The organism is Brevundimonas sp. SL130 (genome assembly GCF_026625805.1).
In the GTDB taxonomy this organism is placed as follows: Bacteria; Pseudomonadota; Alphaproteobacteria; order Caulobacterales; family Caulobacteraceae; genus Brevundimonas.
On record NZ_CP113064.1, the window covers coordinates 3,073,875 to 3,098,271 of the forward strand.

A 24,397-nucleotide genomic window follows, 5' to 3' on the forward strand; every position below is an offset into this window, starting at 1 on the left:
GGTGCGCACCCCGTTAAACGACGTTGAGACGAGTTTTATCGCCAAAGAAGAAGAAGGGGCGGAACCGGCGTCCCACCCCTTGATATTCTGTCAGAACTCTTCCCAGCCGTCAGAACCAGAACCGACCGTCAAGTCGCGTCCGTTCGCGACCTTGACCACGCGTTGCTCAACCCTCGGAGCCGCGCGCGAGGGCGGGCTCGCAGGCGCGCCTCGAGCGGCCGAAGCCTTGGCGCCAGACTTTCCACCTGAAACCCGAAAGAAGGACACCTGGGCCGACAGTTCAGCCGTTTCCTGGCGCAGCGAGTTGCTCGCCGCTGTAGCCTCTTCCACCATGGCGGCGTTTTGTTGCGTCACCTGATCCATCTGGTTCACGGCGATATTGATCTCGTGCAGGCCGGTGGCCTGTTCCTTGGCGGATGCTGCGATCTCCACCACCAGGGCGCTGATGTCGTTGACCTGGGATGCGATGGCCTGCAGCGCCGACCCGGCCTCGCTGACCAGGCGGACGCCGTTCTCGACCTCTGAGCCCGAGCTGCTGATCAGGGTCTTGATCTCCTTGGCCGCCTCGGCCGAGCGCTGAGCCAGGGCCCGCACTTCGGAGGCGACGACGGCGAAGCCGCGGCCGGATTCGCCGGCGCGCGCAGCCTCGACCCCGGCGTTCAGAGCCAGCAGGTTGGTCTGGAAGGCGATCTCGTCGATGACGCCGACGATCTGGCTGATCTGACGCGATCCGCCCTCGATCTTCTGCATGGCCTGGACGGCGTTCATGACGACCGCGCCCGACGCCTCGGCGCTTTGGCGGGCGCCGCTGGTGACCTCGGCCGCCTTGGTGGCGCCCTCGGCGGTCATGCGCACAGTCGCGGTGATCTCATCCAGCGCAGCGGCGGTTTCTTCCAGGCTGGCGGCCTGTTGTTCGGTGCGGCGCGACAGGTCGTCGGACGCCTGGCTGATCTCGCCGGCGCCGGAGTCGATGCCATGGACCGAACCGAGCACTCCGGTGACGGTCTCTTCAAGACGGGCGATCGAGCGGTTGAAGTCGGTCTTCAGAATTTCGCTGCGCTCGGGGAAGGGCGCGTCGATGCGATAGATCAGGTCACCTTCGGCAAGGGCGGACAGGCCCTTGCCCAGGCTTTCGATAACGACGGCGTTTTCAGTCGCCTCCTGCTGCGCGGCGGCCTCGCGGCGACGACGTTCGGTCTCAGACTCGTCGCGCATCGATTCCGCTTCCTGCTCCAGCGTCTTGGCGCGAAGACCGTTGTCGCGGAAGATCTGCATGGCTTGGGCCATGGCCCCGACCTCGTCCTTACGGTCCGTGTCGGGGATAGCGACGTCCAGCTTGCCCTGCGCCATGGCCGACATGGCGCCGGTCATGCGGCGCACCGGGGCGACCATCAGGATCGACAGTTGCACGCCCAGGAAGACGGCGGCCGCGACCAGGATCAACCCGCCGACAGCCAGGGCGAGGAAGGAGGCCGTGATCGCCGAAGCCTGTTCGGCGTCGCGCAGGTTCATCCGCTCGACTTCGATGTCTCGAACCTGAGTAATGGACTTGGTGATGTGGGTCACGCGAACCTTGTCGCCCGAGTCGATCACGACGCGACGCGCAGCCTCGATACGCGCCAAATCAAGCGCGGCCTCAGTCAGCGGCGTTCCGAACTCGGTGCGCCAGGCCATCGCATCCTGCTGAGCCTTATCGACCAGCGCCTTCTCTTCGGCGGTGAGATTGGACGCTTGAAGGGCGGCGACGGACTCTTCGAACTGCTCCCAGCCGGTTTTATACACGTCGAGATAATCAGCATTGCCGGTTAGCAGGACGCCCCGCATCTGCGAGTTCAGACGAATGAAGCCCTTCTCTGCAACGTGGGTGCGATCGATGATCGCTTTACTCTCAGCGTTCAGCTCGGCGGCCGTTTTCATCTCTGACAGTTGGAAGAACACGGCGCCGATCATCGCGGCGGCCACAGTCAGCAAAAGGGCGAAGGCGATCGCCAGCTTCCGCTGCATCGGAATGTTCTTCGGATTCATTTTATCGTCTCGTTAGGGCTCATCACTGTCTTGACGATCAATTGTGAAGAAACCCGGAACGGGGGGCCGTTCCGGGTTCCTTCTAGACTTATCCGGGTTTCTTCTAGACTTAGAAGGCCGTCTGGACGCGAACAGTGACCGTATTTCCGCTGTCGTCGCCGACATAGGTCCCGGTCTTGTTATCGATCGACCAGGCGCTCCAATGGGTGGAGATGCGCGTGTTGTTGGTCGGGTACCAGTTGACGCCCAACAGCCAGGAATCGGCTTCACCGCCCGTGGGATTGTCGCTGTAGTCGGCCGTGTCGTAACGGCCGACAACCTCAAGCGCGCCATAGCCGTCGGTCCCCAGCGGGTTCAGGACCTTGGGGCGTGACCAGGTGCCCGTTCGGGCCGACAGGGGCGGCTTTTCGCCGGTGATGAAGAAGCCGGCCGAGATGCTGTAGGCGTCCTGGTCGTAATCACGGGCCGCCGTTTCGAGCACGCGACGTCCGCCTTCGGCCATCAGCCAGCCCGAGCGGTGCACGCCGCCCAGTTCCAGGCCGAGACCCTTGCTGCCCTTGGGATCGGCGTAGGCGCCGGACGACAGGCGCAGATTGTCGTTGCCGCGCGAGGTGACAACCAGGCTGCGCGCCGCCACCGAGGCGTTAGGCGTCAGATCCTCGACAAAGCCCCACCCGCCGAGGTGTAGGAAGCCGGCGTCCGTCTTGAACGGCGACCAGTGGGTGCGGCCCATCAGGGTGACGGAGTCATTCGTCGTGCCGCCGCTGATGGCGTCGCCGGTCAGCGACAAGGAGGCGTGCCAAACGCTGCCGGTCAGCTTAGACGAAACGCCGACGCCGTAGGCGCCGCGCTCCGGCCCGACGGTCGAGACCATCAGGCTGCGCTCCAGGAAGGGAACGACATCCTCCGCCGTGCCGCCTTCGACGCCGCGGTCGTTCAGGCGTTGGCCCATGGACACTTCCAAGTCGCGACCGCCCAGTTTGGCGTTATAGGCCATGAAAGCGTTGGCGATGCTGACGGCGTTGTCTGCGAGATCGGCTTCAATCCAGTAGGTGAACCCGCCGGCGATCTTGCCCTGACCGCCGATACGCAGGCCACGCAATTCGGTCGTCGTCAGGTTCCGGCCGTCGAAATCCGAACCGAAAGTGTTCGACAAATCGGCAGTGACGCGCATCCGAGGCTTGAAGGTGAAGCTGCCGTCAGGGCTGCGCAGCTCGGGCACGCCCGAGGCCCAATCGACGGGGGAAGGCGCGGCGGCGGCCTGAGCGGCCGGACGCGGCGTCACAGCGACAGGAGGCGGCGTACCCGCAACAGCAGGCGCCGCCGCCGGGGCCGGAGCGTGCGACTGGGCTTCCAGTTGCTCCAGACGCGCCGACAAGGCCTGCACCTGTGCACGCAGGGCCGAGATTTCATCTGCCGACGGCGTCGCCGATTGCGCGAATGCCGAAGTGCTGAGGGCGGCGAAGCCGACGCCCGCCAGCAGGGCGCGTTGAATCATCATGGGGCTGTACTCATCAGTGGATGCTTGTTGTGATCAGCCGTAAAGCCTGATTGTTAACGAAGGGCCAAATTTGGATAGGCAAAACTGCGTATCGTTGTTTAAACCTGTCCCAAATGCAGTACAGGCGCCGCGCTTTCGCGACGGCGCCTGTTTCCCGGGGAGGAAATCAATCGGCGGTGACCAGGTCCTTGTCACCCGGTCCGGCGGCGGGATCAGGCTGAGCCGCGATAGGCTGGGCCGGACCATTCAGCGCCGCCTTCAAGGCGTCCCGATCCAGTTCACCCTCCCATCGGGCGACGACGATGGTGGCCACCGCATTGCCGATGAAGTTGGTCAAGGCGCGGCACTCGCTCATGAAACGGTCGATGCCCAGGATCAGGGCCATGCCCGCGACCGGGACCGTGGGGACCACCGACAGGGTCGCCGCCAGGGTGATGAATCCGGCGCCCGTGATGCCGGCCGCCCCCTTGGACGACAGCATGGCGACCAGCAGCAGCAGGACCTGCTGCTCCAGCGTCAGATCGATGTTAAGGGCCTGAGCGATGAACAGCGCCGCCATCGTCATATAGATGTTGGTGCCGTCCAGATTGAACGAATAGCCGGTCGGCACGACTAGACCGACCACCGACTTGGACGCGCCGGCGCGTTCCATCTTGGTCAGCAACGACGGCAGGGCGGCTTCCGAAGAGGAGGTGCCCAGGACCAGCAGAAGCTCTTCCTTCAGGTACCGGATCAGCTTCAGAATGTTGAAGCCGTTAGCCCAGCCGACAAGACCCAGGACGCCAACCACGAAGACGATGGCCGTCAGATAGAAGGTGGCCACCAGGGCGGCCAGATTGGCGATCGAACCGATGCCGTACTTGCCAATGGTGAAGGCGAAGGCCCCGAAGGCGCCGATGGGCGCAGCCTTCATCAGTATGGCGACCAGCTTGAAGAAGGCGTGGCTGATCGATTCCAGGAAGTTCAGCACCGGCTTGCCGACATCGCCGACCATGGCCAGGGCCAGGCCGAACAGAACCGAGACGAACAGAACCTGAAGAATATTGCCCTCAGAGAAGGCCGAAACCATGGTGTCCGGAATGATGCCCATCAGGAAGCCGGTGATGGTCGTCTCGTGCGCCTGCTCGGAGTATTTGGCGACCGCGCCGACATCGAGGGTGGCGGGGTCGATGTTCAACCCACGGCCCGGCTGGACGATATTGGCGATGACCAGGCCTAGGATCAGAGCCAGGGTCGAGAAGGTCAGGAAATAGGCGAAGGCCTTGGCCGCCACGCGGCCGACACGGCCGATGTCGCTCATTCCCGCGATGCCGGTGACGATGGTCAGGAAGATGACCGGGGCGATGATCATCTTCACCAGTTTGATGAAGGCGTCGCCCAGGGGCTTCAGGCCTTCGCCGAAGCTAGGCCAGAAATGCCCGATGACGGCGCCCGCGACGATGGCCGTCAGCACTTGGAAATAGAGATGCCGATAGAAGGGTCGGCGAACGGCCGGCTCAGCGGCTGAAGGAAGCGCGATCACGGGAGACTCCTGTCACTGCGGGACCATCCCGCGGTTTCCTCAACGGCCCCCGCTGCTGACGGCGAGGTTCCGGCGACAAATGTCTCGCATGGCCTGAAGCCCTCCAAGCTCATTCGAAGGACAGTCTAAACCTTTGATTAGAAAGTGAAGTCTATCGATCCACCCGGACCAGCTTCACAAGACAGTGCGGTTCACCACACAAAAGGTTCGCGCATTTGTGCGAAATGTCGCACAGATAAGGAATGAAGCTGTCCGCGATGCGCACCATTATCGAAAAAGCTTCGAGTTTTGTCCGACGCCCGTGGACGGTCTTAGTCGGCGGTTGGCTGGCGGCGAGTCTGCTTCTGGGCGGCGTCGTGGGCGAGGCCGCACGCCGTGACGCGATCGACGAGTTGGAGCGACAGGCGTCCGCCGGCGCCGTCATGCATGCGGCGGTATTGCGCAGCGAGTTGGAAAAGCAGCGCGCCATCCCCGCCATATTGGCGGAGGATCCGGATGTGGCGGGACTTCTCAGATCGCCTGACACGGGCGCCGTGGATCGCGTCGATCGCAAGCTTGAGCGCCTGGCGATCCAGACGCGCGCAGCCGTCATCTATGTGCTGGACGCCAAAGGCTTGACCCTGGCGTCCAGCAACTGGCAGGCGCCCACCAGTTTCGTCGGCATACGCTACGACTTCCGACCCTATTTCACCAACGCCATGCGCGACGCAAAGGGCGAGTTCTATGCGCTCGGCACGCGCAGCGGACGGCCCGGCCTGTATCTTTCTCGCCGTGTAGACGCGAGCGACGGAACACCCCTGGGCGTCGTGGTGCTGAAACTGGAATTCGACGCGCTGGAGTCCGAATGGCGCAGTTCTGGCGAACCCGCCTGGGTGGCCGATCCGGGCGGCGTGGTCCTGGTGACCAGCGTGCCGGAATGGCGTTTCCGCACCACGGGGACGATGGACGAAACGCGGCGCCGTCTCAGCCAGATCGATCTGACCCTGCGCCCCGACGCGCTCGCCCCCCTGCCCTTCCAGACGCCGAACGGCGATCGGCCCCGTCTCGTGCGCACAGCCGTAGGCGAAGGCCGTCCCCAAACCTGGATGCATTCCAAGACCGTGACGGCTACGCCAGGATGGACCCTGCATCTGCTGACGCCCGAGCGGGGCGTGGTCGGGACCGCCGTGGCGGGCGCGCGCGGGCTCGCCTTGCTGATCACCAGCCTGCTGGCTCTCGCCGCCGCCCTGCTGTTGCGGCGGCGTCATCAGGCCATCGCCCGCGCAAGGGCCGAAGAGGAAGGCCGGCTAGAGCTTGAACGCCGCATCCGCGAACGCACCCACGAGCTTCACGAGGCCAATCTGGCCCTGAATCGGCAAATCGATGAGCGGCGGCGCGCCGAGGCGGCGCGGGAGCTGCTGCGCGACGAACTGGTCCAGGCCAGCAAGCTGGCGGCCTTGGGCCAGATCGTCGCCAGCGTGGCCCATGAGATCAACCAGCCTGTCGCCGCCATCTGGACCCATGCGGACACCGCCGTTCTGTTGTTGGAGCGAGATCAGCCCGACAAGGCGCGTGATGCGCTTCGCAAGATCGGCGACCTGACGCGCCGGATCGGCGCCATTACTCAGGACCTGCGTCTGTTCTCGCGCAAGGCCGCGCCCAGCATCGACGCAATTGAGCTGGAAGACGCGATCCAGGGCGGACTGCAACTGACCCGCGGAAGGCTGGAGGAAGGCGGGATAAGTCTGGAGCGGATCGGCGGCGGCGAGGTTCGAATTCTCGCCGATCAATTCCGGCTGGAGCAGGTCATCGTCAACCTGATCAAAAATGCTGCGGAGGCCATGGAGGGCCAGGACGACGCCCGGCTGATCCTGTCGATCGAACGCCAGGGGGAGCGGGTGCGCCTGATCTTCGCCGACAACGGCCCAGGCGTCGCGCCCGAGGTGGCCGGCCAACTGTTCACCCCCTTCGTCACGACACGCGCCAATGGCCTGGGCCTGGGCCTGGTCATCTGCCGCGATATCATCGCCAGTTTCGGCGGCGAGCTGGACCTGATCCCCAGCGCCCGGGGTGCAACCTTTATCGCCTCGCTCAAAGCCGCCTGATGCAACCCTTCCCCTCGCAAACTGTGGCTCTCGTCGAGGACGACACGGACTTCCGGCAAGCGCTGGTGGAGCGCATGACCCTGGAGGGGCTGGAGGTGAAAGCCTTCGCCGCCGCCGAGACTGCGCTGAAGTCTTTGACCGCTGATTTTCCCGGCGTGGTGGTGACCGACCTTCGTATGCCCGGCATGGACGGGCGCCAGCTTCTAACCCGGCTTCAGGTCTTGGACCCGACCCTTCCGGTCATCATGATCACGGGGCACGGCGATATCGCCGACGCGGTGGCCGCCATGCACGACGGCGCCTATGACTTTGTAGCCAAGCCGTTCCCCTTCGAACGTCTGCAGGACAGCCTGAACCGGGCCCTGGAGAAGCGCGGCCTGGTGCTTGAGAACCGGCGTCTGGCCGCCTTGGCCGCCGGCGATGGCGGGCATGAACTGCCGTTGGCCGGATCGTCGCGCGCCATCACGGCGCTGCGGGCCACCATCGCCCAGATCGCCGACGCCCGCATGGATGTGCTGATCGAAGGCGAGACCGGCGTCGGCAAGGAGGCGGTGGCCCGCGCCCTGCACAACGGCGGCCGCAGACGACTGGCGCCCTTCGTCGCCGTCAACTGCGGCGCCCTGCCCGACGGCTTGATCGAGAGCGAGCTGTTCGGCCACGAGCTGGGCGCCTTCGCCGGGGCCATGCGCCGACGGGTCGGGCATGTGGAGCGGGCGCACAACGGTTCGCTGTTTCTCGATGAGGTCGAGAGCATGCCGCTGGGGGTTCAGGTCAAGATGCTGCGGGTGCTCGAGGAGCGTGAGGTCCACCCGATCGGCGCCAACGAACCGAGGGTGCTGGACCTGCGGATCCTCGCCTCGGCCAAGATCGACCTAGGCGAGGCGGCGCGGCGCGGCGATTTCCGCGAAGACCTTTTCTACCGGCTGAATGTCGTGCGGCTGCGGGTGCCGCCGCTGCGGGAGCGTCGCGAGGATATTCCGCTGTTGTTCGCCCAGTTCCTGCGCCGCGCGGCCGACCGCCACGGCGTCGAACCGCCGAGCGTGACCGACGGCGTCCGCCGCCGTCTTCTGGAAGAAGACTGGCCCGGCAATATTCGCGAACTGGCCCATTTCGCGGAACGGGTCGTCCTGGGCCTGGAGGACCGATCCGGCGTCGAGGACTCTGGCCTCAGCCTGCCCGACCGGCTGCACCGGTTCGAGGGCGAGTTGCTGAGGAGCGCGCTTCAAGGCCATCGCGGCGATATCGTCGCGGTGCTGGAAGAAATGCAGATTCCGCGCAAGACCCTGTACGACAAGTTGCAGCGCCACGGGTTGAAGCCTGCCGACTTCCGCAACTGATCGTCAGGCGGCGACGCGGGCCTTCAGCAGTTCGACCGAACTCAAGGCCGCAACCACTCCATCGAGAAGGCCGGCCAGGGTGATCGGCTTGGACAGATGGCCGTCGGCGCCCGCCGCCCGTCCGGCCTCCACATGATCCGCCAAGGCGTTCGCCGTCAGCATGATGATCGGCGTGCGTCCCCGCCCGGCCTCAATTTCCAGCGCGCGAATGGCGGCGGTGGCGGTCAGGCCGTCCATCACCGGCATTTGCATATCCATCAAAACCAGATCGAACACACCCTGCCTGCACGCCTCAAGCGCCTGGGCGCCGTCCTCCACCACGACCAGTTCGGTCGGGAAGCCCGCCAGCATGATCTCGATGACTTTGCGGTTGGCGGGATGATCGTCGGCCAGAAGAATACGTCCTGGGAAGGCGACCTCGTTTGCGTTCGACGTTTCCGCCGGACTTGGCGCGACGGAGGCGGACGTCTCGGCCTGCGTTTCGGCCAAGGCAATCTCGAACCAGAAGGCCGCCCCATCGCCCGGCCGGCCGTCACAATCCAGAACGCCGCCCATCAGTTCGACCAGCTCTCTTGAGATGGCGAGCCCCAGCCCCGTCCCGCCGAACCGACGCGTGATAGAGCCGTCCGCCTGCTGAAACCGATTGAAGATGCGGGACTTCTGCTCATCGTCGAAACCGCAGCCGGTGTCGCTGATGGTGAACCGCACGCGACCGTCGTCCGCGACCGCAGCCGTGACCGTGACGGATCCAGCCTCGGTAAATTTCAGCGCATTGGAGATCAGGTTCGACAGCACCTGCCGCAGACGGACCACATCCCCCTCTACCGCGCGTTCGACAAGAGGATCGACCTGGACGCGCAGTTCGACGCCCTTCTCATCGGCCTTCGGTCGATACAGGGCCGCAGCGCCGCGCACCGTGTCGCCCAGATCGAAGATCGACCGTTCCAGTGCAATCTGTCCCGCCTCGATCTTGGCGGAGTCCAGAATGTCGGACAGCAGGCGCTCCAGCGTCACGCCAGAGGACCGGATCACATCGACCATTTCCCGTTCACGGGGTTCCAGAGACGCGCGCGTCAGGGCGTCCGCCATGGCCACCACGCCGTTCAAGGGGGTGCGGATCTCGTGGCTCATATTGGCCAGGAACTCAGACTTGGACCGGTTGGCGTCTTCCGCACGTCGACGCGCGACGCGTAGATCCTTGGCCTGGCTCCACATCCACAGCAGGGCGGCGCCCGCAGACAGGACGAAGATGACGCAAAAGGCGAGCAATATCCCTTGCAGCCGCGTGTTGGCCCGCGCTGTCTCCAACTGCGCGCGCCGCTCCATCAACTGCTGTTGCATGTCGCCGGTGACCTGACGGATGCCGCCGCTGAACCGACGGGCGTCTGCAATACGTTCCTGGCGGGCGTGATCGCGAAGCTTGACGAAGGCCTCGGACGCCCGCCCCTCGGCGAACAGTATCTCGGCCTCCACATGGGTGATTTCCGACCGCCCTTCCTCTCGGAAGCGGTCGAGGGCGGCCCGGCGGCGGATTTGCTCCAGGTCCCGGCGCGCACCGGCGACCTGGCCCATCCTGGCGCGAGCTATGGCGCGGACCGGCAAGAGTTGCGCCGCCAGAAACGAAGCCACTTCCAAGCCTTCTCCATAGGGCTCCAAACACTTCAGCACATCCTGCGGCGCATCGGCGGCCTCGGCCGCCATGGCGCACAGCCGGGCGTCATACACCGCCAGGCTGGGAAGACCGGCGCGCAGGGTCAGCCGATGATGGGCCTGATAAAGGCGCTTCGCCTGCTCAGCATCGCCCAATTGGGCCGAAAGCCGCGAGAGATTGTAGATGGCGTCGAAGTCGGGTCGTGGATAGTCAGGATTGGCCAGGTCGATCTCGAACTGACCGAAGGCGGCCGTGGCCCCGTCGAGGTCGTTCAACTTCATCAGGCCCATGCCCGTCATTTCCCAAAGGCCGGCCCGGGCCACTTGTGCATACGGAGTCTTATCGGGAATGAGGGAGTCGGCGTCGGCCAGCAGCTTTAATCCCTCGCCGATCTGGTCGCGATCCATCAGGGCCAAGGCCCAGATTCGGATGGCGTGGACGCGGGCGAACCAGTCCGGCTCCATCGCCGCAAGTCGACGCATTTCATCGGCGGCGGCGGTCTCGCCCTCGTCATAGCGCAGGGTCAGACCATTCAGTTGGGCGATCCGGACGTAGCGCTGGTCCCCCTGATGGCGGGCGGCGGCCGCCAGTCGGTCGTTCCACATCTCGGCCGTGTCGAACTCGCCCTGGTTCAGGAAAATCCAGGCCACATGATAGAGCCGCTGTAGGCCTTCGCGGTCGTTGCGCCTCATCGCGTCGTGCCCGAAGGCTTCCAGCGCCGCGAAATTGGTGGCGCCGGCCCGTCGCTCGACCGCCTGGGCCAGCTCAAGCGGCGAGCGCGCCCCGCTGTTCTGCTGGGCGGATGCGTCATCGACGACGGCATGGCCCCAAAGGAAGCAAACGAGGGTTACAAAAACGGGTAATCTAAACATGCGGCTTCCGATTTGAACGGATATTGGCCGGCATTTCGTTGAAAATGCTTTATCGGCCTCGCTCAAACGACGCCTCGTGCGGCGAAATCAGACTCCGCGTTGACCACTCCCGGGCTTTCGGCTATAGGCCCGCCCTCTTGAGATTTCCGCGCCGTGGACGTGTGCTCCGCGGCGTTTTCCGTTCGAAGGTTTGAAATGGCTAACAACCCCGGCGCCCGCAAGGCGATCCGCAAGATCGAAGCGCGGACCGAAGTGAACAAGGCGCGTCGTTCGCGCGTCCGCACCTACCTGCGCAAGTTCCAGGAAGCCCTGGCCGGCGGCGACGCCGCTGTCGCCAAGACGGCTTTCGTGGAGGCCCAATCCGAGCTGATGCGCGCCGTCTCCAAAGGCGTCGTTCACAAGAACACCGGGTCGCGCAAAGTGTCGCGCCTGGCTGCCCAGCTGAAGAAGCTGTCGGCCGCCTGAATCCTTAAGGGATTTCCAGCATACGGAGCGGCTATCGTCGTTCCGTTATGACATTAGTCCGCGTTTTCAACGGCGAAGGAGCATGTGCTCCTTCGCCGTTTTGCGTTTGGCCGTTAACTCTCTTTAGGGGCGAATACGGACTCCACACCGCCGAACTGGGGAATTTCCCAAGCAGGATTAGCGTTTGACGGAGTCAAACAATTTAACTGCGAATCGACCAACGAATCAGCGTTGACCGGACCGGCGTGCGGCGTAAGTTTTGGCCTCTAACGCACTTCCATCCCAACACGGATGAAGACGGCGCGGGACGATAGTTTCGCGTTGGCGGGAGATGTCTGTCCAGGAGCTCGGCCCCGCCCGAAAAGCATCGCTTTTCGGCGCAGGAGAAGTCGTCCCTGAACCATCGCCCTGAAGCGCCGAAGGTCGGAACAGTTTTTGAATTGGGTGGCGGAATTATGGTTGGGGGTGCGACGGCGGTAGTGAGTAGCGTGAACGGATCGAACATGACCGACCCGGATCGGATCTGGAACGAGGCTTCGGTACGCCTGCGGGCCGAAATCGGCGACGGCCCCTTCTCGTCCTATATCGCGCCTTCCGCCGTGCGGATGGATTCTGCGGGCCAGTTGATCCTGGTCACTCCGACCGCCTATGCCCGTGACTGGGTCCGCAAGAACGCCCTGCGCCGCATGAACGAACTGTGGCTGGGGCTGGACGGCCTCAACCGTCGCCTGGACGTCCGTTGCCGCGCCGAAGTGGGTTCGGCGCCCCCTGCCTCGGCCATCATCACCGGCAACGTCCTGGACGCCACGCCGCGCCTGGCGGCCCTGGCCCAACCCACGGTCGCCCCCATCGCTGACGGCGCCCGCGCCGTGCGTGCGGCCGGTCTGCAGGACCGCCTGACGTTCGACAGCTTCGTCGAGGGGCAAGGCAACGCCTTCGCCGTGGCCATCGCCAAACAGGTGGCCAGCTGGGCTGACGGCCATTTCAACCCGGTCTTCTTCTGCGGCCCCTACGGCTACGGCAAGACCCACCTGCTGAACGCCATCGCCTGGGAGGCCCAGCGCCTGCGGCCCGAGGCCAAGGTGGTCTATCTGACCGCCGAACGCTTCCTGTCCACCTTCGTCAAGGCGATGCAGGACCGTTCGACCGCCGCCTTCAAGGAAAGTCTACGCTCGGCCGACATGCTGCTGCTGGACGACGTCCAGTTCGTCGGCGGCAAGACGAGCACCCAGGAAGAACTGCTCTCGACCCTGACCGCCCTGATCGAGGACGGCAAACGGATCGTCTTCTCGGCCGACCGCGCGCCCATGGCCCTGACCGAGGTCGAGCCGCGTCTGCGCAGCCACCTGGCCGCCGGCCTGACCTGCCCGGTCGAGGCGGGCGACCGCGAGCTGAAGATCGCCGTGGCCCAGAACCGTCTCAAGGCCCTGTCGGCCCTCGGCGTCGTCCAGGGCGAGGCCAATCCCGAGGTTCTGGCCCAACTGGTCGATCGCACGCCCGGCTCGATGCGTGAGCTGGAGGGCGCTGTGAACACCCTGGCCGCCGCCGCCGGTTCGCGCCTGTCGACCGTCTCGGTCGACGAGGCCTCGATCCTCCTGGGCGCGGCCCTGCGCGGCGGACCGGAGCGTCGCATCACGGTCGATGAAATCCAAAAGACGGTCGCCGACCACTTCAACCTGAAACAGGCCGACCTACTCAGCGAGCGCCGCACCCGTTCGGTGGCCCGCCCGCGCCAGATGGCCATGTATCTGTGCAAACAGCACACGACCCGCTCCTATCCCGACATCGGCCGTCGCTTCGGCGGTCGCGATCACACCACCGTCCTGCACGGCGTGCGCAAGATCGAGGAACTGATGGGCCAGGACGACCAGATCGCCCGCGACGTCGAGGCCCTGACGCGCAAGCTGCGGGGCTGAGTGAATCTCCCTCCCCTTCATGGGGAGGGATGATCGCGTAGCGATCCGGGTGGGGCCGAAAGGGCGCGAACCGTAGCGCTTACACATTTCCCCACCCCGGCTTCGCTTTGCTTCGCCGCCCCTCCCCATGAAGGGGAGGGAGAAACAGAAATCTGTGAACGGCTTCGGTCGCCTTCCTTGCTCCTTGCGCCCAATCCGCTAGTGTCCAAGGCCCTCTATCGCGGCGCTCCAGCCTGAGTCGCTGCATCCGGGCGAGACGACATGCAACTGACCATCGAACGATCCGCGCTCCTGAAGGCCCTGGGCCATGTGCAGAGCGTGGTCGAACGTCGAAACACGATCCCGATCCTGTCCAACGTCCTGCTCAGCGCGGGCCGGGACCGGCTGGCCTTTGCGGCCACCGACCTGGACATGGAGATGGTGGACGAGGCCGAGGCGACGGTGAACGTCGAGGGCCAGATCACCGCCCCGGCCCACACCCTGTACGAAATCGTGCGCAAGCTGCCGGAAGGCGCCGAGGTGTCGCTGCTCTATTCGGGCGACGATCCCCGCCTGGTGGTCTCGGCCGGCCGGTCGCGCTTCAACCTGCCGGTCCTGCCGGCGGGCGACTTCCCCGTCATGTCCACCGACAGCGCCGGCGCCTCGTACGTCATGCCCAAGGAAGACCTGGCGCGCCTGATCGACAAGACGCGGTTCGCCGTCTCGACTGAAGAAACCCGCTATTATCTGAACGGCCTGTACCTGCACACGGTGGCCGAGGCGGGCGTGCCCCTGCTGCGCGCCGTGGCCACCGACGGCCACCGCCTGGCCCTGGCCGAGACCCCTGCGCCCGAGGGCGCGGCCGGCGGCCCCGGCGTCATCGTGCCGCGCAAGACCATCGATCAGGTCCGCCGCCTTCTGGACGACGCCGGCGGCCCGGTCCAGGTCACGGTCTCGGCCCAGAAGATCCGCTTCCAGATGGGCGAGGCGTCCCTGACGTCCAAGGTCATCGACGGCGCCTTCCCCGACTATCTGCGCGTCATCCCCAAGGGCAATGACAAACAGGCCGACATCGACAACGCCCTGTTCGCCAAGGCCGTCGACCGCGTGGCCACCATCTCCGCCGAAAAGAGCCGGTCGGTGAAGCTGGCCTTCGACAACGACCGGGTGAAGCTGACTGTCCGCAATATGGAGGCCGGCCAGGCCGAGGAAGAGGTCGAGATCGGCTATTCCGACGAACCGTTCGAGATCGGCTTCAACGCCCGCTATCTGCTGGACGTCGCCGGCCAGATCACCGGTGAAAACGCCGCCTTCCGGTTCGCCGACCCGGCCTCGCCGACGCTGGTGCTCGATCCAGGCGATCCGGGCGTTCAGTATGTGCTGATGCCGTTGCGGGTGTGATCGAGTGGCGAGTGGCGAGTGATGAGTGGCGAGCACACCTCGCCCTGCTTTCCTCGCCACTCGCCACTCGCCACTCGCCACTCGTCACTTCCTTGATCACCTCCCTCACCCTCACCGACTTCCGCTCCTATGCGAGCGCTCGGCTGGAGCTCGCCTCCGGCCCCGTGGTGCTTCACGGCCCGAACGGGGCGGGAAAGACCAATCTGCTGGAGGCCGTCAGCCTGCTGACCCCCGGCAAGGGGCTGAGGGGCGCGACCGCCGCCGAAATGGGTCGGCGCGAGCCCGGCGAGGCGACAGGCCGCGCCTGGGCCGTTATGGTCGAACTGGACGACGAGACGCGTCTGGGCACCGGGGTCCAGACGGCGGGCGCGGCGCGGCGCATCGTCCGCATCGACGGCGAGACGGCTCAGCCGGGGCGGTTGCTCGATTATCTGCGACCCGTCTGGGCCACGCCGGAACAGGATCGGCTGTTCTCCGACGCCCGGGCCGAGCGGCTGAAATTCTTCGACCGGCTGGTCTTCGCCGCCGATCCCGACCATGCCGCCGCCGTCTCCGCCTATGAGAAGGCCCTGCGCGAGCGGCTGCGACTGCTGAACGACGCACAGGATGGACGCGAGGCCGACCCGGTCTGGCTGGACGCCCTGGAGGCCCGGTTGGGCGAGGCCGGCGCCCGCGCCGCCCTGGCCCGCGTCGCCGCCCTGCATGCGCTCCAGGCCGCCATCGACGCCCGCAGCGACCGCCCCTTCCCCCAGGCCAACCTGGGTCTGGACGGGCCCGCCGAACAGATGGCCGAGGCCGGGGCGGAAGAAGACGAGATCGCCGCCGCGATCCGCGAGGGCCTGGCCAAGGCGCGCGCCCGCGACGGCGCCGCCGGCCGCTCCCTGTTCGGCCCGCACCGCACCGACCTGACCGCGCTTCACCGCGAGAAGAACCGCCCCGCCGCCGAGGGCTCGTCCGGAGAGCAGAAGGCCCTGGTCCTGAACCTGATCCTGGCCCAGATCAGCCGCCTCTCGCACCATGACGCCGCCAAGGCCGCCCGCCCCGTCCTTCTGCTGGACGAGGCCCCCGCCCACCTGGACGAAGCCCGCCGCGCCGCCCTGTTCGACGAGATTGTCGCCCTGAACCTCCAGGCCTTCATGACCGGCACCGAACGCGCCCTGTTCGCCGGCCTGGACGGCCGCGCCCAGTTCGTCCGCGTCGCCGACGGAGCGCTGGCGAGCGACTAGTCCCCGCCTCGGCGTTCGGCTATTCTGACGGCCATGGCGACCCTGACCCTCTCCCTGCCGGATTCCCTGAAGGCCTTCATCGACGCTCAGGTCGCCGACCAGGGTCTGGCCGCCGACAGCGACTATGTCCTCGCCCTGCTGCAGTTGGAGCAGGAAAAGAAGCGTGTGCGCGACATGCTGATCGAAGGCCGGGATTCCGGACCGGGCCAGATCGTGGACGACGCCTATTTCGAACGCCTGCGTGATCGCATTCGCCGCGCGGCCGAATGACGTTCGCCGTCTCTCCTCGCATAGCCGCCTTGCGCGACGTCGAGGAGACCGTTGACTATTACACTCGGGAAGTCGGTTCGCAGACGGCAGATCGGTTCGTCGATGGCTTGGCCGCCGCCTATGACCGTCTAGCCCATGCGCCGAAAGCCGGGTCGCCCCTGCTGGGTGCAAGCCTCGGACTGCCCGAACTCCGCACCTGGCCGATCCCCGGCTTCCCCTATCTGGTCTGCTATCAGGCACGCCCAGGGGTCATTGACGTGTGGCGTGTTCTTCACGCCCAGCGGGACCTAAGACAGGCTTTTTCCCCGAGCGCTCACTGACCTCGGCCGCGCTGCGGCGGCAAGTTTCGTATTCGCCGCATTGAACCGACCGACTACGCCGTTTTCACACCGCCGGAAGACCTCCGCACAAACCCCGCACCGCCCGCCCGTTTCGCTCGCAATTCCTGTCAAATTTCCTATATCTTACCCGCTTCGGACGCCGCCCGGATTCGCGTCGTTCGCCCCCTGTCTCGAAGCCCGTCCGCCGGGCGTCTCAACGACCGATTTCATGACCGATCCGATTGCCGACATGCCCGAATACGGCGCTGATTCCATTAAGGTTCTCAAAGGCCTGGACGCGGTGCGCAAACGCCCAGGCATGTATATCGGCGATACGGACGACGGCTCCGGTCTGCACCACATGGTCTATGAGGTGGTGGACAACGCCATCGACGAGGCTCTGGCCGGCCACGCCGACCTGGTCCAGGTCATTCTGAACGCCGACGGCTCGGTCACTGTGACCGACAATGGTCGCGGCATTCCCACCGGAATCCACGAAGGCGAAGGCGTGTCGGCGGCCGAGGTCATCATGACCCAGCTGCACGCGGGCGGTAAGTTCGACCAGAACTCCTACAAGGTCTCGGGCGGTCTGCACGGCGTGGGCGTGTCCGTGGTCAACGCCCTGTCCGACTGGCTGGAGCTGAAGATCTATCGCGACGGCAAGGCGCACCAGATGCGATTCGAGCGCGGCGACACGGTCAAGTCGCTGGAGATCACCGGCGTCGCCCCGATCCGCGAGGACACCGGCAAACCGCTCAGCGGCACCGAAGTCACCTTCTATCCGTCGGTCACCACCTTCAGCCACATCGACTTCGACCTGAAGACGCTGGAGCACCGCCTGCGCGAACTGGCCTTCCTGAACTCGGGCGTGGTCATCAAGCTGTCGGACCATCGCGGGGCCGAGCCGGTCGAAATCCTGTTGCACTATGAAGGCGGCGTCGAAGCCTTCGTTCGCCACCTCGACAAGTCCAAGACGCCGATCCTGAAGGACGTCATCGTCATTCGCGGCAAGAAGGAAGGGATCGAGATCGACCTCGCCCTGTGGTGGAACGACAGCTACCACGAGACGATGTTGTGCTTCACCAACAACATCCCCCAGCGGGATGGCGGCACCCACCTGTCGGCCTTCCGCGCCAGCCTGACCCGCGTCATGGGCAGCTATATCGAGAGCTCGGGCGCCGGCAAGAAGGAGAAGGTTTCGGTCACCGGCGAAGACGCCCGCGAGGGCCTGACCTGCGTCCTGTCGGTCAAGGTGCCCGATCCGAAATTCTCGTCGCAGACCAAGGACAAGCTGGTGTCGTCCGAGGTGCGCCCCGCCGTCGAAGGCCTTTGCATCGAGGGCCTGTCGCAATGGTTCGAGGAACACCCCGTCGAGGCCAAACAGGTGGTCGCCAAGATCATCGAGGCCGCCTCGGCCCGCGAAGCCGCGCGCAAGGCCCGCGACCTGACCCGACGCAAATCGGCGCTGGAGATCAGCAGCCTGCCCGGCAAGTTGGCCGACTGCCAGGAGCGTGATCCCGCCAAGTCCGAACTGTTCATCGTCGAGGGCGATTCCGCCGGCGGCTCGGCCAAACAGGCGCGCAACCGCGAGAACCAGGCCGTCCTGCCCCTGCGCGGCAAGATCCTGAACGTCGAACGCGCCCGTTTCGACCGGATGCTGTCGTCCGATCTGATCGGCACCCTGATCCTGGCCCTGGGCACCGGCATCGGCCGCGACGACTTCAACGCCGACAAGCTGCGCTATCACAAGATCATCCTGATGGCGGACGCCGACGTCGACGGCGCCCACATCCGCACCCTGCTGCTGACCTTCTTCTATCGGCAGATGCCCGAGCTGATCACCCGCGGCCACGTCTATATCGCCCAGCCGCCCCTCTATAAGGTCTCGAAAGGCAAGCAGTCGCGCTACCTCAAGGACCAGTCCGAGATGGACTCCTATCTGATCGAGGAGGGCTCGTCCGAGGCCGAGCTGGACCTGTCGACCGGCGAACGCCGCCTGGGTCTGGATCTTCAGGCCCTGGTGCGCGAGGCCAAGGCCTTCAAGGCCGGCGTCGATCGCCTGAGCCAGCGTGCGCCCGGCTTCGCCATCGAACAGGCGGCCCTGGCCGGTCTGTTCGCCGAACACTCTGACATGGCGGCGACCTCTGCCGCCGCCGCCGTCCGCCTGAACCTGTACGCCGAAGAGGGCGACGGCGACTGGACCGGCGCGCCGGGCGAACAGGGCGCTGTGGTCTTCACCCGCACCCGTCGCGCGGTGCAAGAGACCATCGTGCTGGAAGAAACCCTGATCCGCTCGCTGGACGCCCGCCGTCTGGCCGAACGCGCCGCAGCCTGCGACGGCGTCTTCGCCGCCCCCGCCGTCTATCGCCGCAAGGAAAAGTCCACCACCATCCGCGGCCCTCTGGACCTGCTGAACGCGGTGCTGGACGCCGGCAAGAAGGGCCTGGCCATCCAACGCTACAAGGGTCTGGGCGAGATGAACCCGGAGCAGCTGTGGGAAACCACCCTGGACTCCAACGCCCGCACCCTGCTGCAGGTCTCGGTCGAGCACGAGGAAGACGCCAACGACCTGTTCGCCAAGCTGATGGGCGACGTCGTCGAACCGCGGCGTGAGTTCATCCAGGAAAACGCCCTGGATGCGGCGGTCGACGTCTGATCGCATAGACTTCGGCGACGTGCAGGGTTTGGGAAACTGAGATCCTCGCGTCTTAGTCGCTCTCTCAAATCCGCCGAACACGGACGAGGCATTGGGGCTGGATTTCCATCCAGCCCCAACCTTGGATCACCATCCGACACAAGGGGAATCCTGCGATTCCGACCCAGCCGATTTCGCTCTAATATCGAGCGGTCAGCCGTACGCCATAGGTGCGGGGCGGTCTCAGGCCATTATAGACCACGCCCAGGATGGGGCGGGGGAAGCTGGTCGAATAGACCGTTTCGTCCTCGATATTGTTGACATAGGCGCTGGCGGACCAGGCGCCGGATGGCGCATCCAGCGTCATATAGGCATCGCTCATCATATAGTCGTCCTGGCGTTGCTCCTCGAGATACTCGATCGACAGATAGCGGCTGGCCTCGATCCGCGCACGTACCCCGGCTGTCAGTTCGAAACCGCCCGCCAGAGGGAATGTGTGATCATAGCTGAGGTTCAGCGACCACTCCGGCGAATTGATCGCCGAATATCCTGAACAATCGACCGTGTAGATTCGGGCCGGCGCTGCAACGGCAAGGCTTTCGTTCTCCTTCCAGGGACAGGCGACGCGCGGCGCTGCACCCTGGGCCGAAAAGGCATTATAGACAAAACTATCGTAGATTGCGTCAAGATACTGGATGTTGGCGCCGAAGACGCCGTTCTCAGACATCTGAAAGCGGATGTCCGCCTCGAAGCCCTTGATGGTGGCGTCGCCGACGTTCGTGGTGACATTGGCCTGGGTGTAAAAGTCGGCGCCGCTGGCTCTGATAGGTCCATTATAGCTAATCTGCTGGTCCTTGTAGTCCCACCAGAAGACTTCCATGTTGAACTGAAGCCGATTATTCAGGAACCGGTTCTTGGCGCCAATAGTGTAGGCGGTCAGTTCTTCCGGGTCATATGTATTGTCGCCCACCGACGTGAAGAAGCCACCGGATTTAAAGCCCGTCGCGATGTTGGCGTAGACGAGCGAAGCGGGCCTCGCATCGAATTCCACCCCTGCCTTGTAGGTGAATTTCTCAACATCCAGCGATCCGGACAGCTGAAGGAACGGCCCCGTCGCGCTGCCGAGCGGTCCCGTCGACTGACGGAACAAGGTCTCGTGGCTCTTTTCCTCGGTCGTGTAGCGACCGCCCGCAACAAGCCGGAAGGTCTCCGCCAGCGCATAGGTGGCCTGACCGAAGAGGGCGTAGCTACGCGTCTCCTGCTGAGGGAAGAAATGAGTTGTGGAGGCGTTGCCCTGGAAGAATCGATTCTCCGCATCGACATCCTCGTCGAAGAAGAACGCACCGGCGACATATTGCAGGGGGCCGTCGCTCGAGGACGCCAGTCGCGCCTCAAGTGAGAACTGGTCGATGGTTTCCCTGACTTCCCCCTGAAACCCCGTGCTCCAGAAGAGAATATCCGGTTCACTCCTGCGATAGGCGGGGATCACCGTCAGGACTCCCACACCAAGATCAGCCTCAATGGTGGCCGTAAGCCCCCAGAACTGACTGTCCAGAAATCCGTCGTCCTGCGGAGCGACGACAACCCCGGAGTTGATGAGGCCCGGAAACCTTGATGTCAGGGCCGCGACGCTGCGCGGATCTGAACCGCCTATCCGTTCGGACGGGGCCGGGCCGGCGGGGTAGAAATCGCTCGGCACGGTGACGCCGCCGGTCCCCTTTCCGCCCTGAGCGAAATAGTCGGCGGCAAGCAGGACGGACCAGGTCTCGTTCGGCCGCCATAATAGGGAAAGCCGCCCGGCTGTAGCGTCTTCATCGTCGTAGCCGTCCGACATATAGCCATCGCGCTCTACGTCCTGGAAGGCGAAGCGCACCGCAGCCGTGTCCCCAAGCGGAAGATTGACCATGCCGGCGAACCGGCGATGCGAATAGTTGCCGATTTCGGCCGTAGCCTCAGCCGCGAAATCGCCGATGCGCGGGCGGTTCGGCAGGACGTTGATCGCTCCCCCCGTGGCGTTGCGCCCATAAAGGGTGCCCTGCGGCCCCTTGACCACCTCGACCCGTTCCAGGTCGTAGAAGCTGCCGTTGGGCGCGCTCGGCCGACCATAGTAGACGCCGCCGACGTTGTAGGCGATGGCGTTCTCGGCGAAGGCGTTGGCAGGCAAGGTGCCGACGCCCCGCAGGTAGAAGGCCGTATTACCGCCTGAAGGTTGGACCACAAGCGACGGAACCATCCGCGTCAGTCCCGTGATTTCGTTCACACCGGCGTTGGCGAGCGCCTCGCCGCTCACGGCCGAAACAGCGACTGCGGCGCGTTGAAGACTTTCACTGCGGCGCTGGGCCGTGACGATGATTTCGTCGAGGGTGGCCTGTCCATCCGAACGGGTCTGGGCGTCGGGCTCCGTATCCTGAGCGGAAGCCGCCGACACGGCGGCCAGGGCCAGGACGGCGACGGATGTCATCATGATGTAGCGCATGGCGTTTCCCTTTTGCGACCGTTCCACAAGGCGCAAGCAGGCCCGCCCCTCAACGGGACGTTTGATTGCGAATGGATGGACGGCCTGTTCCCTAATGCTTGGTTCCCGGTTCTTTGGCGGACCGGTTACCGAGCAAGCGAACACGGTTTAACCAAGCAGTAAAACAGCTTTTATCAATCGCATGTATTGATAGGACAGATGGGAAGGGACGTCAGATTCTTGCGGCGGGCTGGCCCGTCTTCGCGAACATCAGGCCGCTGATCTTTTGGTGCTGGTCGGGCGCAAATGACGCGGACTGGGTTCGCCGAAAGCATGGGCGACCCTTTGTCGGCCCCGCAACGACCAGATAGGCTTATTGGATCAATCGTTTGGATACATGGCCGCGCCATCAGCGGGCGTTCCATGCCGCCCCCGTCCGCTCGCCATCCTAATCTTTTGTGATCAGCTCGACGCCCATGGCGGTGGCCTCGCCGCCGCCGATGCACAGGGCCGCCATGCCCTTCGTCTTGCCCCGCGCCTTCAGGGCGGACAACAGGGCCGTCAGGACGCGCGCGCCCGAGGCGCCCAGCGGATGGCCCAGGGCGCAGGCGCCGCCGTTGACGTTGATCCTGTCGTGGGGGATGCCCAGCTCTTGCATGGCGATCATCGGCACGATGGCGAAGGCCTCGTTGACCTCCCACAGATCGACGTCTTCAGCCGTCCAACCGGCCTTGGTCAGAGCCTTCTTCAGGGCGAAGACCGGAGCGGTGGTGAACAGACTGGGTTCATGGGCGTGGGCGGCCTGGCTGACGACCCGCGCGACCGGGGTCAGGCCCAGGGCATCCGCCGTCGATTGGCGCATCATGACCAGGGCGGCGGCGCCGTCCGAGATAGAGGCGGCCGAGGCGGCGGTGATGGTGCCGTCCTTGCCGAAGGCGGGCTTCAGATTGGGGATCTTGGACGGGTCGGACTTGGTGGGCTGTTCGTCGCGATCAACGACCACCACGCCCTTGCGCGTCTTGACCTCGACCGGCGTGATCTCGGCGTCAAAGGCGCCGCTGTCCTGGGCGCGCTTGGCCCGGCCGGCGCTTTCGGTCGCATAGGCATCCTGCTGCTCTCGCGTGAACTGATAGGCCTTGGCGGTGTCCTCGGCGAACTGCCCCATCAGCTTGCCGGGCTCATAGGCGTCTTCCAGACCGTCCAGATACAGGCTGTCGGAGATGACGTCGTGGCCGATCCGGGCGCCGCCCCGGTGCTTCTGCATCAGATACGGCGCATTGGTCATCGACTCCATGCCGCCCGCCACGATCACCTCGGCCGACCCCGCCAGCAGGGCGTCACGCGCCATCATCGCGGCCTGCATGCCCGAGCCGCACATCTTGTTGATCGTGGTCGCCTCGGTCGAGATCGGCAGGCCCGCCCCCATACCCGCCTGACGCGCCGGCGCCTGGCCCAGACCGGCGGGCAGGACGCAGCCCATGATGATCTGTTCGACCTTGTCCGGCGCCAGACCCGCCCGCTCCAGCGCCGCCTTCACCGCCGTCGCGCCCAGGTCGGTGGACTTGGCGTCCGACAGCGCGCCCTGGAAACCGCCCATCGGCGTGCGGGCGTAGGAGACGATGACGACGGGATCGGCGGACATGGTCGAGCTTCCTCTGGCTTTGGGCTCTGAGATAGCGATCCGACCGCCCGATGTGAACCGGGCGGCCTGCTGCGATCAGGCGAAATGGAGCCGTCGGTAGCGGCCCCGGAAATACAGCAGCGGATCGCGGCGCGGTTCGAACCGGGCGCGCGTCACCCGGCCGATGAAGACCAGATGATCGCCGGCCTCGACCACCTGATGGGTCGCACATTCGAAACTGGCCAGCGAACCGGACAGAATGGGGACGCCCGTTTCCCAGGTCTCCCAGGCGACGCCGTCGAACCGTTCGGCCGACGACCGGGCGAAGGCGCCCGACATCGGCTGCTGGCCGATGTGCAGGACGTTGATGGCGAAATGCTCGGCCCGCTGGAACCGCTCCAGATTGGACGAGCTGCGCGCCAGGCAGAACAGGATCAGCGGCGGATCCAGCGACACCGAGGAAAAGGAGTTAGCGGTCAGGCCGACCGGCTGGCCCGCCTCGTCCAAGGTCGTCACCACCGTCACCCCGGTGGCGAAGCAGCCCAGGGCGTCGCGCAGGGTACGCGGATCTGATCCGGCCTGGTAGTAGAGGGCGTCGCGAGGCGCCTGTCGCTCCAGGAAAGCCAGGATGACGGCGTCGGCCGCCTCCCCCGACTCGGACAGGGTATCGGGCCTCAACGTCAGGATCGGCAGCCCCTCCAGGGGCGCGGTCGTCACGGCCGGGGCTTCGCCCACGACGATCAGGCAACTGGCCAGAGGCGGCCCAGAGACGATCAAGGCCGGAGCGACCCGCGCCAGGGTCTCGGCCGAACACAGGATGGCGGGACGAGACGAGATGTCGGTCAACAGGCCGCGCAGGGCCGTGGCCTCTTCCCCTTCGTCCAGCCCCGTCGCCGACAGCACATGACGCCCGGCCTCGACCAACGCTCGAACCCATTGGATCCAGTCGGGCGACAGCGACGCGAGCGGTCCGATCAGCAGAACGACGGGATCCTCCGGATCGCCCCAACCCTGGACCTCCAGGCCTCCGATCCGGGGCGGCGATGCGATCATGAGGCGTGGTTGTCCAAAGCGAGCGGTAAGAGACGTCTAATAGGGCAGGTCCAACCGCCGACGC

The 24,397-nt window shown here is 65.2% G+C and carries 16 protein-coding genes; 9 read left to right on the forward strand and 7 right to left on the reverse strand.

Annotation, left to right across the window (positions count from 1 at the left end; all coding sequences use genetic code 11):
* Positions 1 to 90: 90 nt before the first annotated feature.
* From OU998_RS15025 to OU998_RS15035, 3 genes are all read right to left on the reverse strand, one after another.
* Positions 91 to 2,025, reverse strand: a complete 1,935-nt coding sequence (locus OU998_RS15025; protein ID WP_267514464.1) for a methyl-accepting chemotaxis protein — start codon at positions 2,023 to 2,025, stop codon at positions 91 to 93.
* Positions 2,026 to 2,134: 109 nt separating this feature from the next.
* The gene (locus tag OU998_RS15030) at positions 2,135 to 3,526 is read right to left on the reverse strand and encodes an OprO/OprP family phosphate-selective porin (RefSeq protein ID WP_267514465.1); all 1,392 of its coding nucleotides are present in this window, start codon (positions 3,524 to 3,526) and stop codon (positions 2,135 to 2,137) included.
* Positions 3,527 to 3,692: 166 nt separating this feature from the next.
* A complete protein-coding gene (locus OU998_RS15035; RefSeq protein WP_267514466.1) occupies positions 3,693 to 5,048 on the reverse strand; it encodes a dicarboxylate/amino acid:cation symporter in 1,356 nt (451 codons plus the stop codon).
* A gap of 242 nt (positions 5,049 to 5,290) precedes the next feature.
* On the opposite strand from OU998_RS15035, the gene OU998_RS15040 reads away from it, so the two are divergent.
* Both OU998_RS15040 and OU998_RS15045 read left to right on the forward strand, forming a co-directional pair.
* Complete coding sequence (locus tag OU998_RS15040; RefSeq protein WP_267514467.1) at positions 5,291 to 7,132, forward strand: sensor histidine kinase; 1,842 nt, start codon at positions 5,291 to 5,293, stop codon at positions 7,130 to 7,132.
* Positions 7,132 to 8,469, forward strand: coding sequence for a sigma-54-dependent transcriptional regulator (locus OU998_RS15045; protein ID WP_267514468.1), 1,338 nt, complete (start codon positions 7,132 to 7,134; stop codon positions 8,467 to 8,469). Before OU998_RS15040 ends, OU998_RS15045 begins: the two co-directional genes overlap by 1 nt.
* A gap of 3 nt (positions 8,470 to 8,472) precedes the next feature.
* On the opposite strand, the gene OU998_RS15050 is transcribed toward OU998_RS15045, so the two are convergent.
* Positions 8,473 to 10,992 carry an ATP-binding protein gene (locus OU998_RS15050; RefSeq protein ID WP_267514469.1) on the reverse strand — a complete coding sequence of 840 codons (2,520 nt, stop codon included), beginning with the start codon at positions 10,990 to 10,992 and terminating at the stop codon, positions 8,473 to 8,475.
* Between the two features lie 195 nt (positions 10,993 to 11,187).
* Here OU998_RS15050 and rpsT point away from each other — a divergent pair, with 195 nt between their 5' ends.
* The 7 genes from rpsT to gyrB all read left to right on the forward strand — a co-directional run bounded on the left by rpsT (position 11,188) and on the right by gyrB (position 19,225).
* Complete coding sequence (rpsT, locus tag OU998_RS15055) at positions 11,188 to 11,457, forward strand: 30S ribosomal protein S20 (protein WP_135194610.1); 270 nt, start codon at positions 11,188 to 11,190, stop codon at positions 11,455 to 11,457.
* Positions 11,458 to 11,912: 455 nt separating this feature from the next.
* A complete protein-coding gene (dnaA, locus tag OU998_RS15060; protein WP_420709759.1) occupies positions 11,913 to 13,373 on the forward strand; it encodes a chromosomal replication initiator protein DnaA in 1,461 nt (486 codons plus the stop codon).
* A 261-nt stretch (positions 13,374 to 13,634) separates the two neighbouring features.
* Positions 13,635 to 14,753 carry a DNA polymerase III subunit beta gene (gene dnaN / locus OU998_RS15065; protein WP_267514471.1) on the forward strand — a complete coding sequence of 373 codons (1,119 nt, stop codon included), beginning with the start codon at positions 13,635 to 13,637 and terminating at the stop codon, positions 14,751 to 14,753.
* Positions 14,754 to 14,845: 92 nt separating this feature from the next.
* A complete protein-coding gene (gene recF, locus OU998_RS15070) occupies positions 14,846 to 15,979 on the forward strand; it encodes a DNA replication/repair protein RecF (RefSeq protein ID WP_267514472.1) in 1,134 nt (377 codons plus the stop codon).
* A gap of 33 nt (positions 15,980 to 16,012) precedes the next feature.
* Positions 16,013 to 16,249 (forward strand): ribbon-helix-helix domain-containing protein, encoded by a 237-nt coding sequence (locus OU998_RS15075; RefSeq protein ID WP_267514473.1) that lies wholly within the window; start codon positions 16,013 to 16,015, stop codon positions 16,247 to 16,249.
* The gene (locus tag OU998_RS17115; protein WP_420709760.1) at positions 16,246 to 16,569 is read left to right on the forward strand and encodes a type II toxin-antitoxin system RelE/ParE family toxin; all 324 of its coding nucleotides are present in this window, start codon (positions 16,246 to 16,248) and stop codon (positions 16,567 to 16,569) included. The genes OU998_RS15075 and OU998_RS17115 overlap by 4 nt, the downstream gene beginning before the upstream one ends.
* Positions 16,570 to 16,798: 229 nt before the next feature.
* Positions 16,799 to 19,225 carry a DNA topoisomerase (ATP-hydrolyzing) subunit B gene (gene gyrB / locus OU998_RS15080; protein WP_267514474.1) on the forward strand — a complete coding sequence of 809 codons (2,427 nt, stop codon included), beginning with the start codon at positions 16,799 to 16,801 and terminating at the stop codon, positions 19,223 to 19,225.
* A 178-nt stretch (positions 19,226 to 19,403) separates the two neighbouring features.
* Here gyrB and OU998_RS15085 read toward each other — a convergent pair whose 3' ends face one another.
* From OU998_RS15085 to OU998_RS15095, 3 genes are all read right to left on the reverse strand, one after another.
* Positions 19,404 to 21,680 (reverse strand): TonB-dependent receptor, encoded by a 2,277-nt coding sequence (locus tag OU998_RS15085; RefSeq protein WP_267514475.1) that lies wholly within the window; start codon positions 21,678 to 21,680, stop codon positions 19,404 to 19,406.
* 427 nt (positions 21,681 to 22,107) lie between these two features.
* Positions 22,108 to 23,301, reverse strand: a complete 1,194-nt coding sequence (locus OU998_RS15090; protein WP_267514476.1) for an acetyl-CoA C-acyltransferase — start codon at positions 23,299 to 23,301, stop codon at positions 22,108 to 22,110.
* Between the two features lie 75 nt (positions 23,302 to 23,376).
* Positions 23,377 to 24,333 carry a flavin reductase family protein gene (locus OU998_RS15095; RefSeq protein WP_267514477.1) on the reverse strand — a complete coding sequence of 319 codons (957 nt, stop codon included), beginning with the start codon at positions 24,331 to 24,333 and terminating at the stop codon, positions 23,377 to 23,379.
* Positions 24,334 to 24,397: the final 64 nt, after the last annotated feature.

What these genes read in the sequence shown, in the direction of transcription:
- OU998_RS17115 (WP_420709760.1), top strand. Translation starts at nt 16,246, where the DNA reads ATGACGTTCGCCGTCTCTCCTCGCATAGCCGCCTTGCGCGACGTCGAG.
- OU998_RS15045 (WP_267514468.1), top strand. Translation starts at nt 7,132, where the DNA reads ATGCAACCCTTCCCCTCGCAAACTGTGGCTCTCGTCGAGGACGACACG.
- OU998_RS15025 (WP_267514464.1), bottom strand. Translation starts at nt 2,025, where the DNA reads ATGAATCCGAAGAACATTCCGATGCAGCGGAAGCTGGCGATCGCCTTC.
- OU998_RS15090 (WP_267514476.1), bottom strand. Translation starts at nt 23,301, where the DNA reads ATGTCCGCCGATCCCGTCGTCATCGTCTCCTACGCCCGCACGCCGATG.
- dnaN (WP_267514471.1), top strand. Translation starts at nt 13,635, where the DNA reads ATGCAACTGACCATCGAACGATCCGCGCTCCTGAAGGCCCTGGGCCAT.
- OU998_RS15030 (WP_267514465.1), bottom strand. Translation starts at nt 3,526, where the DNA reads ATGATGATTCAACGCGCCCTGCTGGCGGGCGTCGGCTTCGCCGCCCTC.
- OU998_RS15075 (WP_267514473.1), top strand. Translation starts at nt 16,013, where the DNA reads ATGGCGACCCTGACCCTCTCCCTGCCGGATTCCCTGAAGGCCTTCATC.
- OU998_RS15085 (WP_267514475.1), bottom strand. Translation starts at nt 21,680, where the DNA reads ATGCGCTACATCATGATGACATCCGTCGCCGTCCTGGCCCTGGCCGCC.
- dnaA (WP_420709759.1), top strand. Translation starts at nt 11,913, where the DNA reads ATGGTTGGGGGTGCGACGGCGGTAGTGAGTAGCGTGAACGGATCGAAC.
- gyrB (WP_267514474.1), top strand. Translation starts at nt 16,799, where the DNA reads ATGACCGATCCGATTGCCGACATGCCCGAATACGGCGCTGATTCCATT.
- OU998_RS15095 (WP_267514477.1), bottom strand. Translation starts at nt 24,333, where the DNA reads ATGATCGCATCGCCGCCCCGGATCGGAGGCCTGGAGGTCCAGGGTTGG.
- rpsT (WP_135194610.1), top strand. Translation starts at nt 11,188, where the DNA reads ATGGCTAACAACCCCGGCGCCCGCAAGGCGATCCGCAAGATCGAAGCG.
- OU998_RS15050 (WP_267514469.1), bottom strand. Translation starts at nt 10,992, where the DNA reads ATGTTTAGATTACCCGTTTTTGTAACCCTCGTTTGCTTCCTTTGGGGC.
- OU998_RS15040 (WP_267514467.1), top strand. Translation starts at nt 5,291, where the DNA reads ATGAAGCTGTCCGCGATGCGCACCATTATCGAAAAAGCTTCGAGTTTT.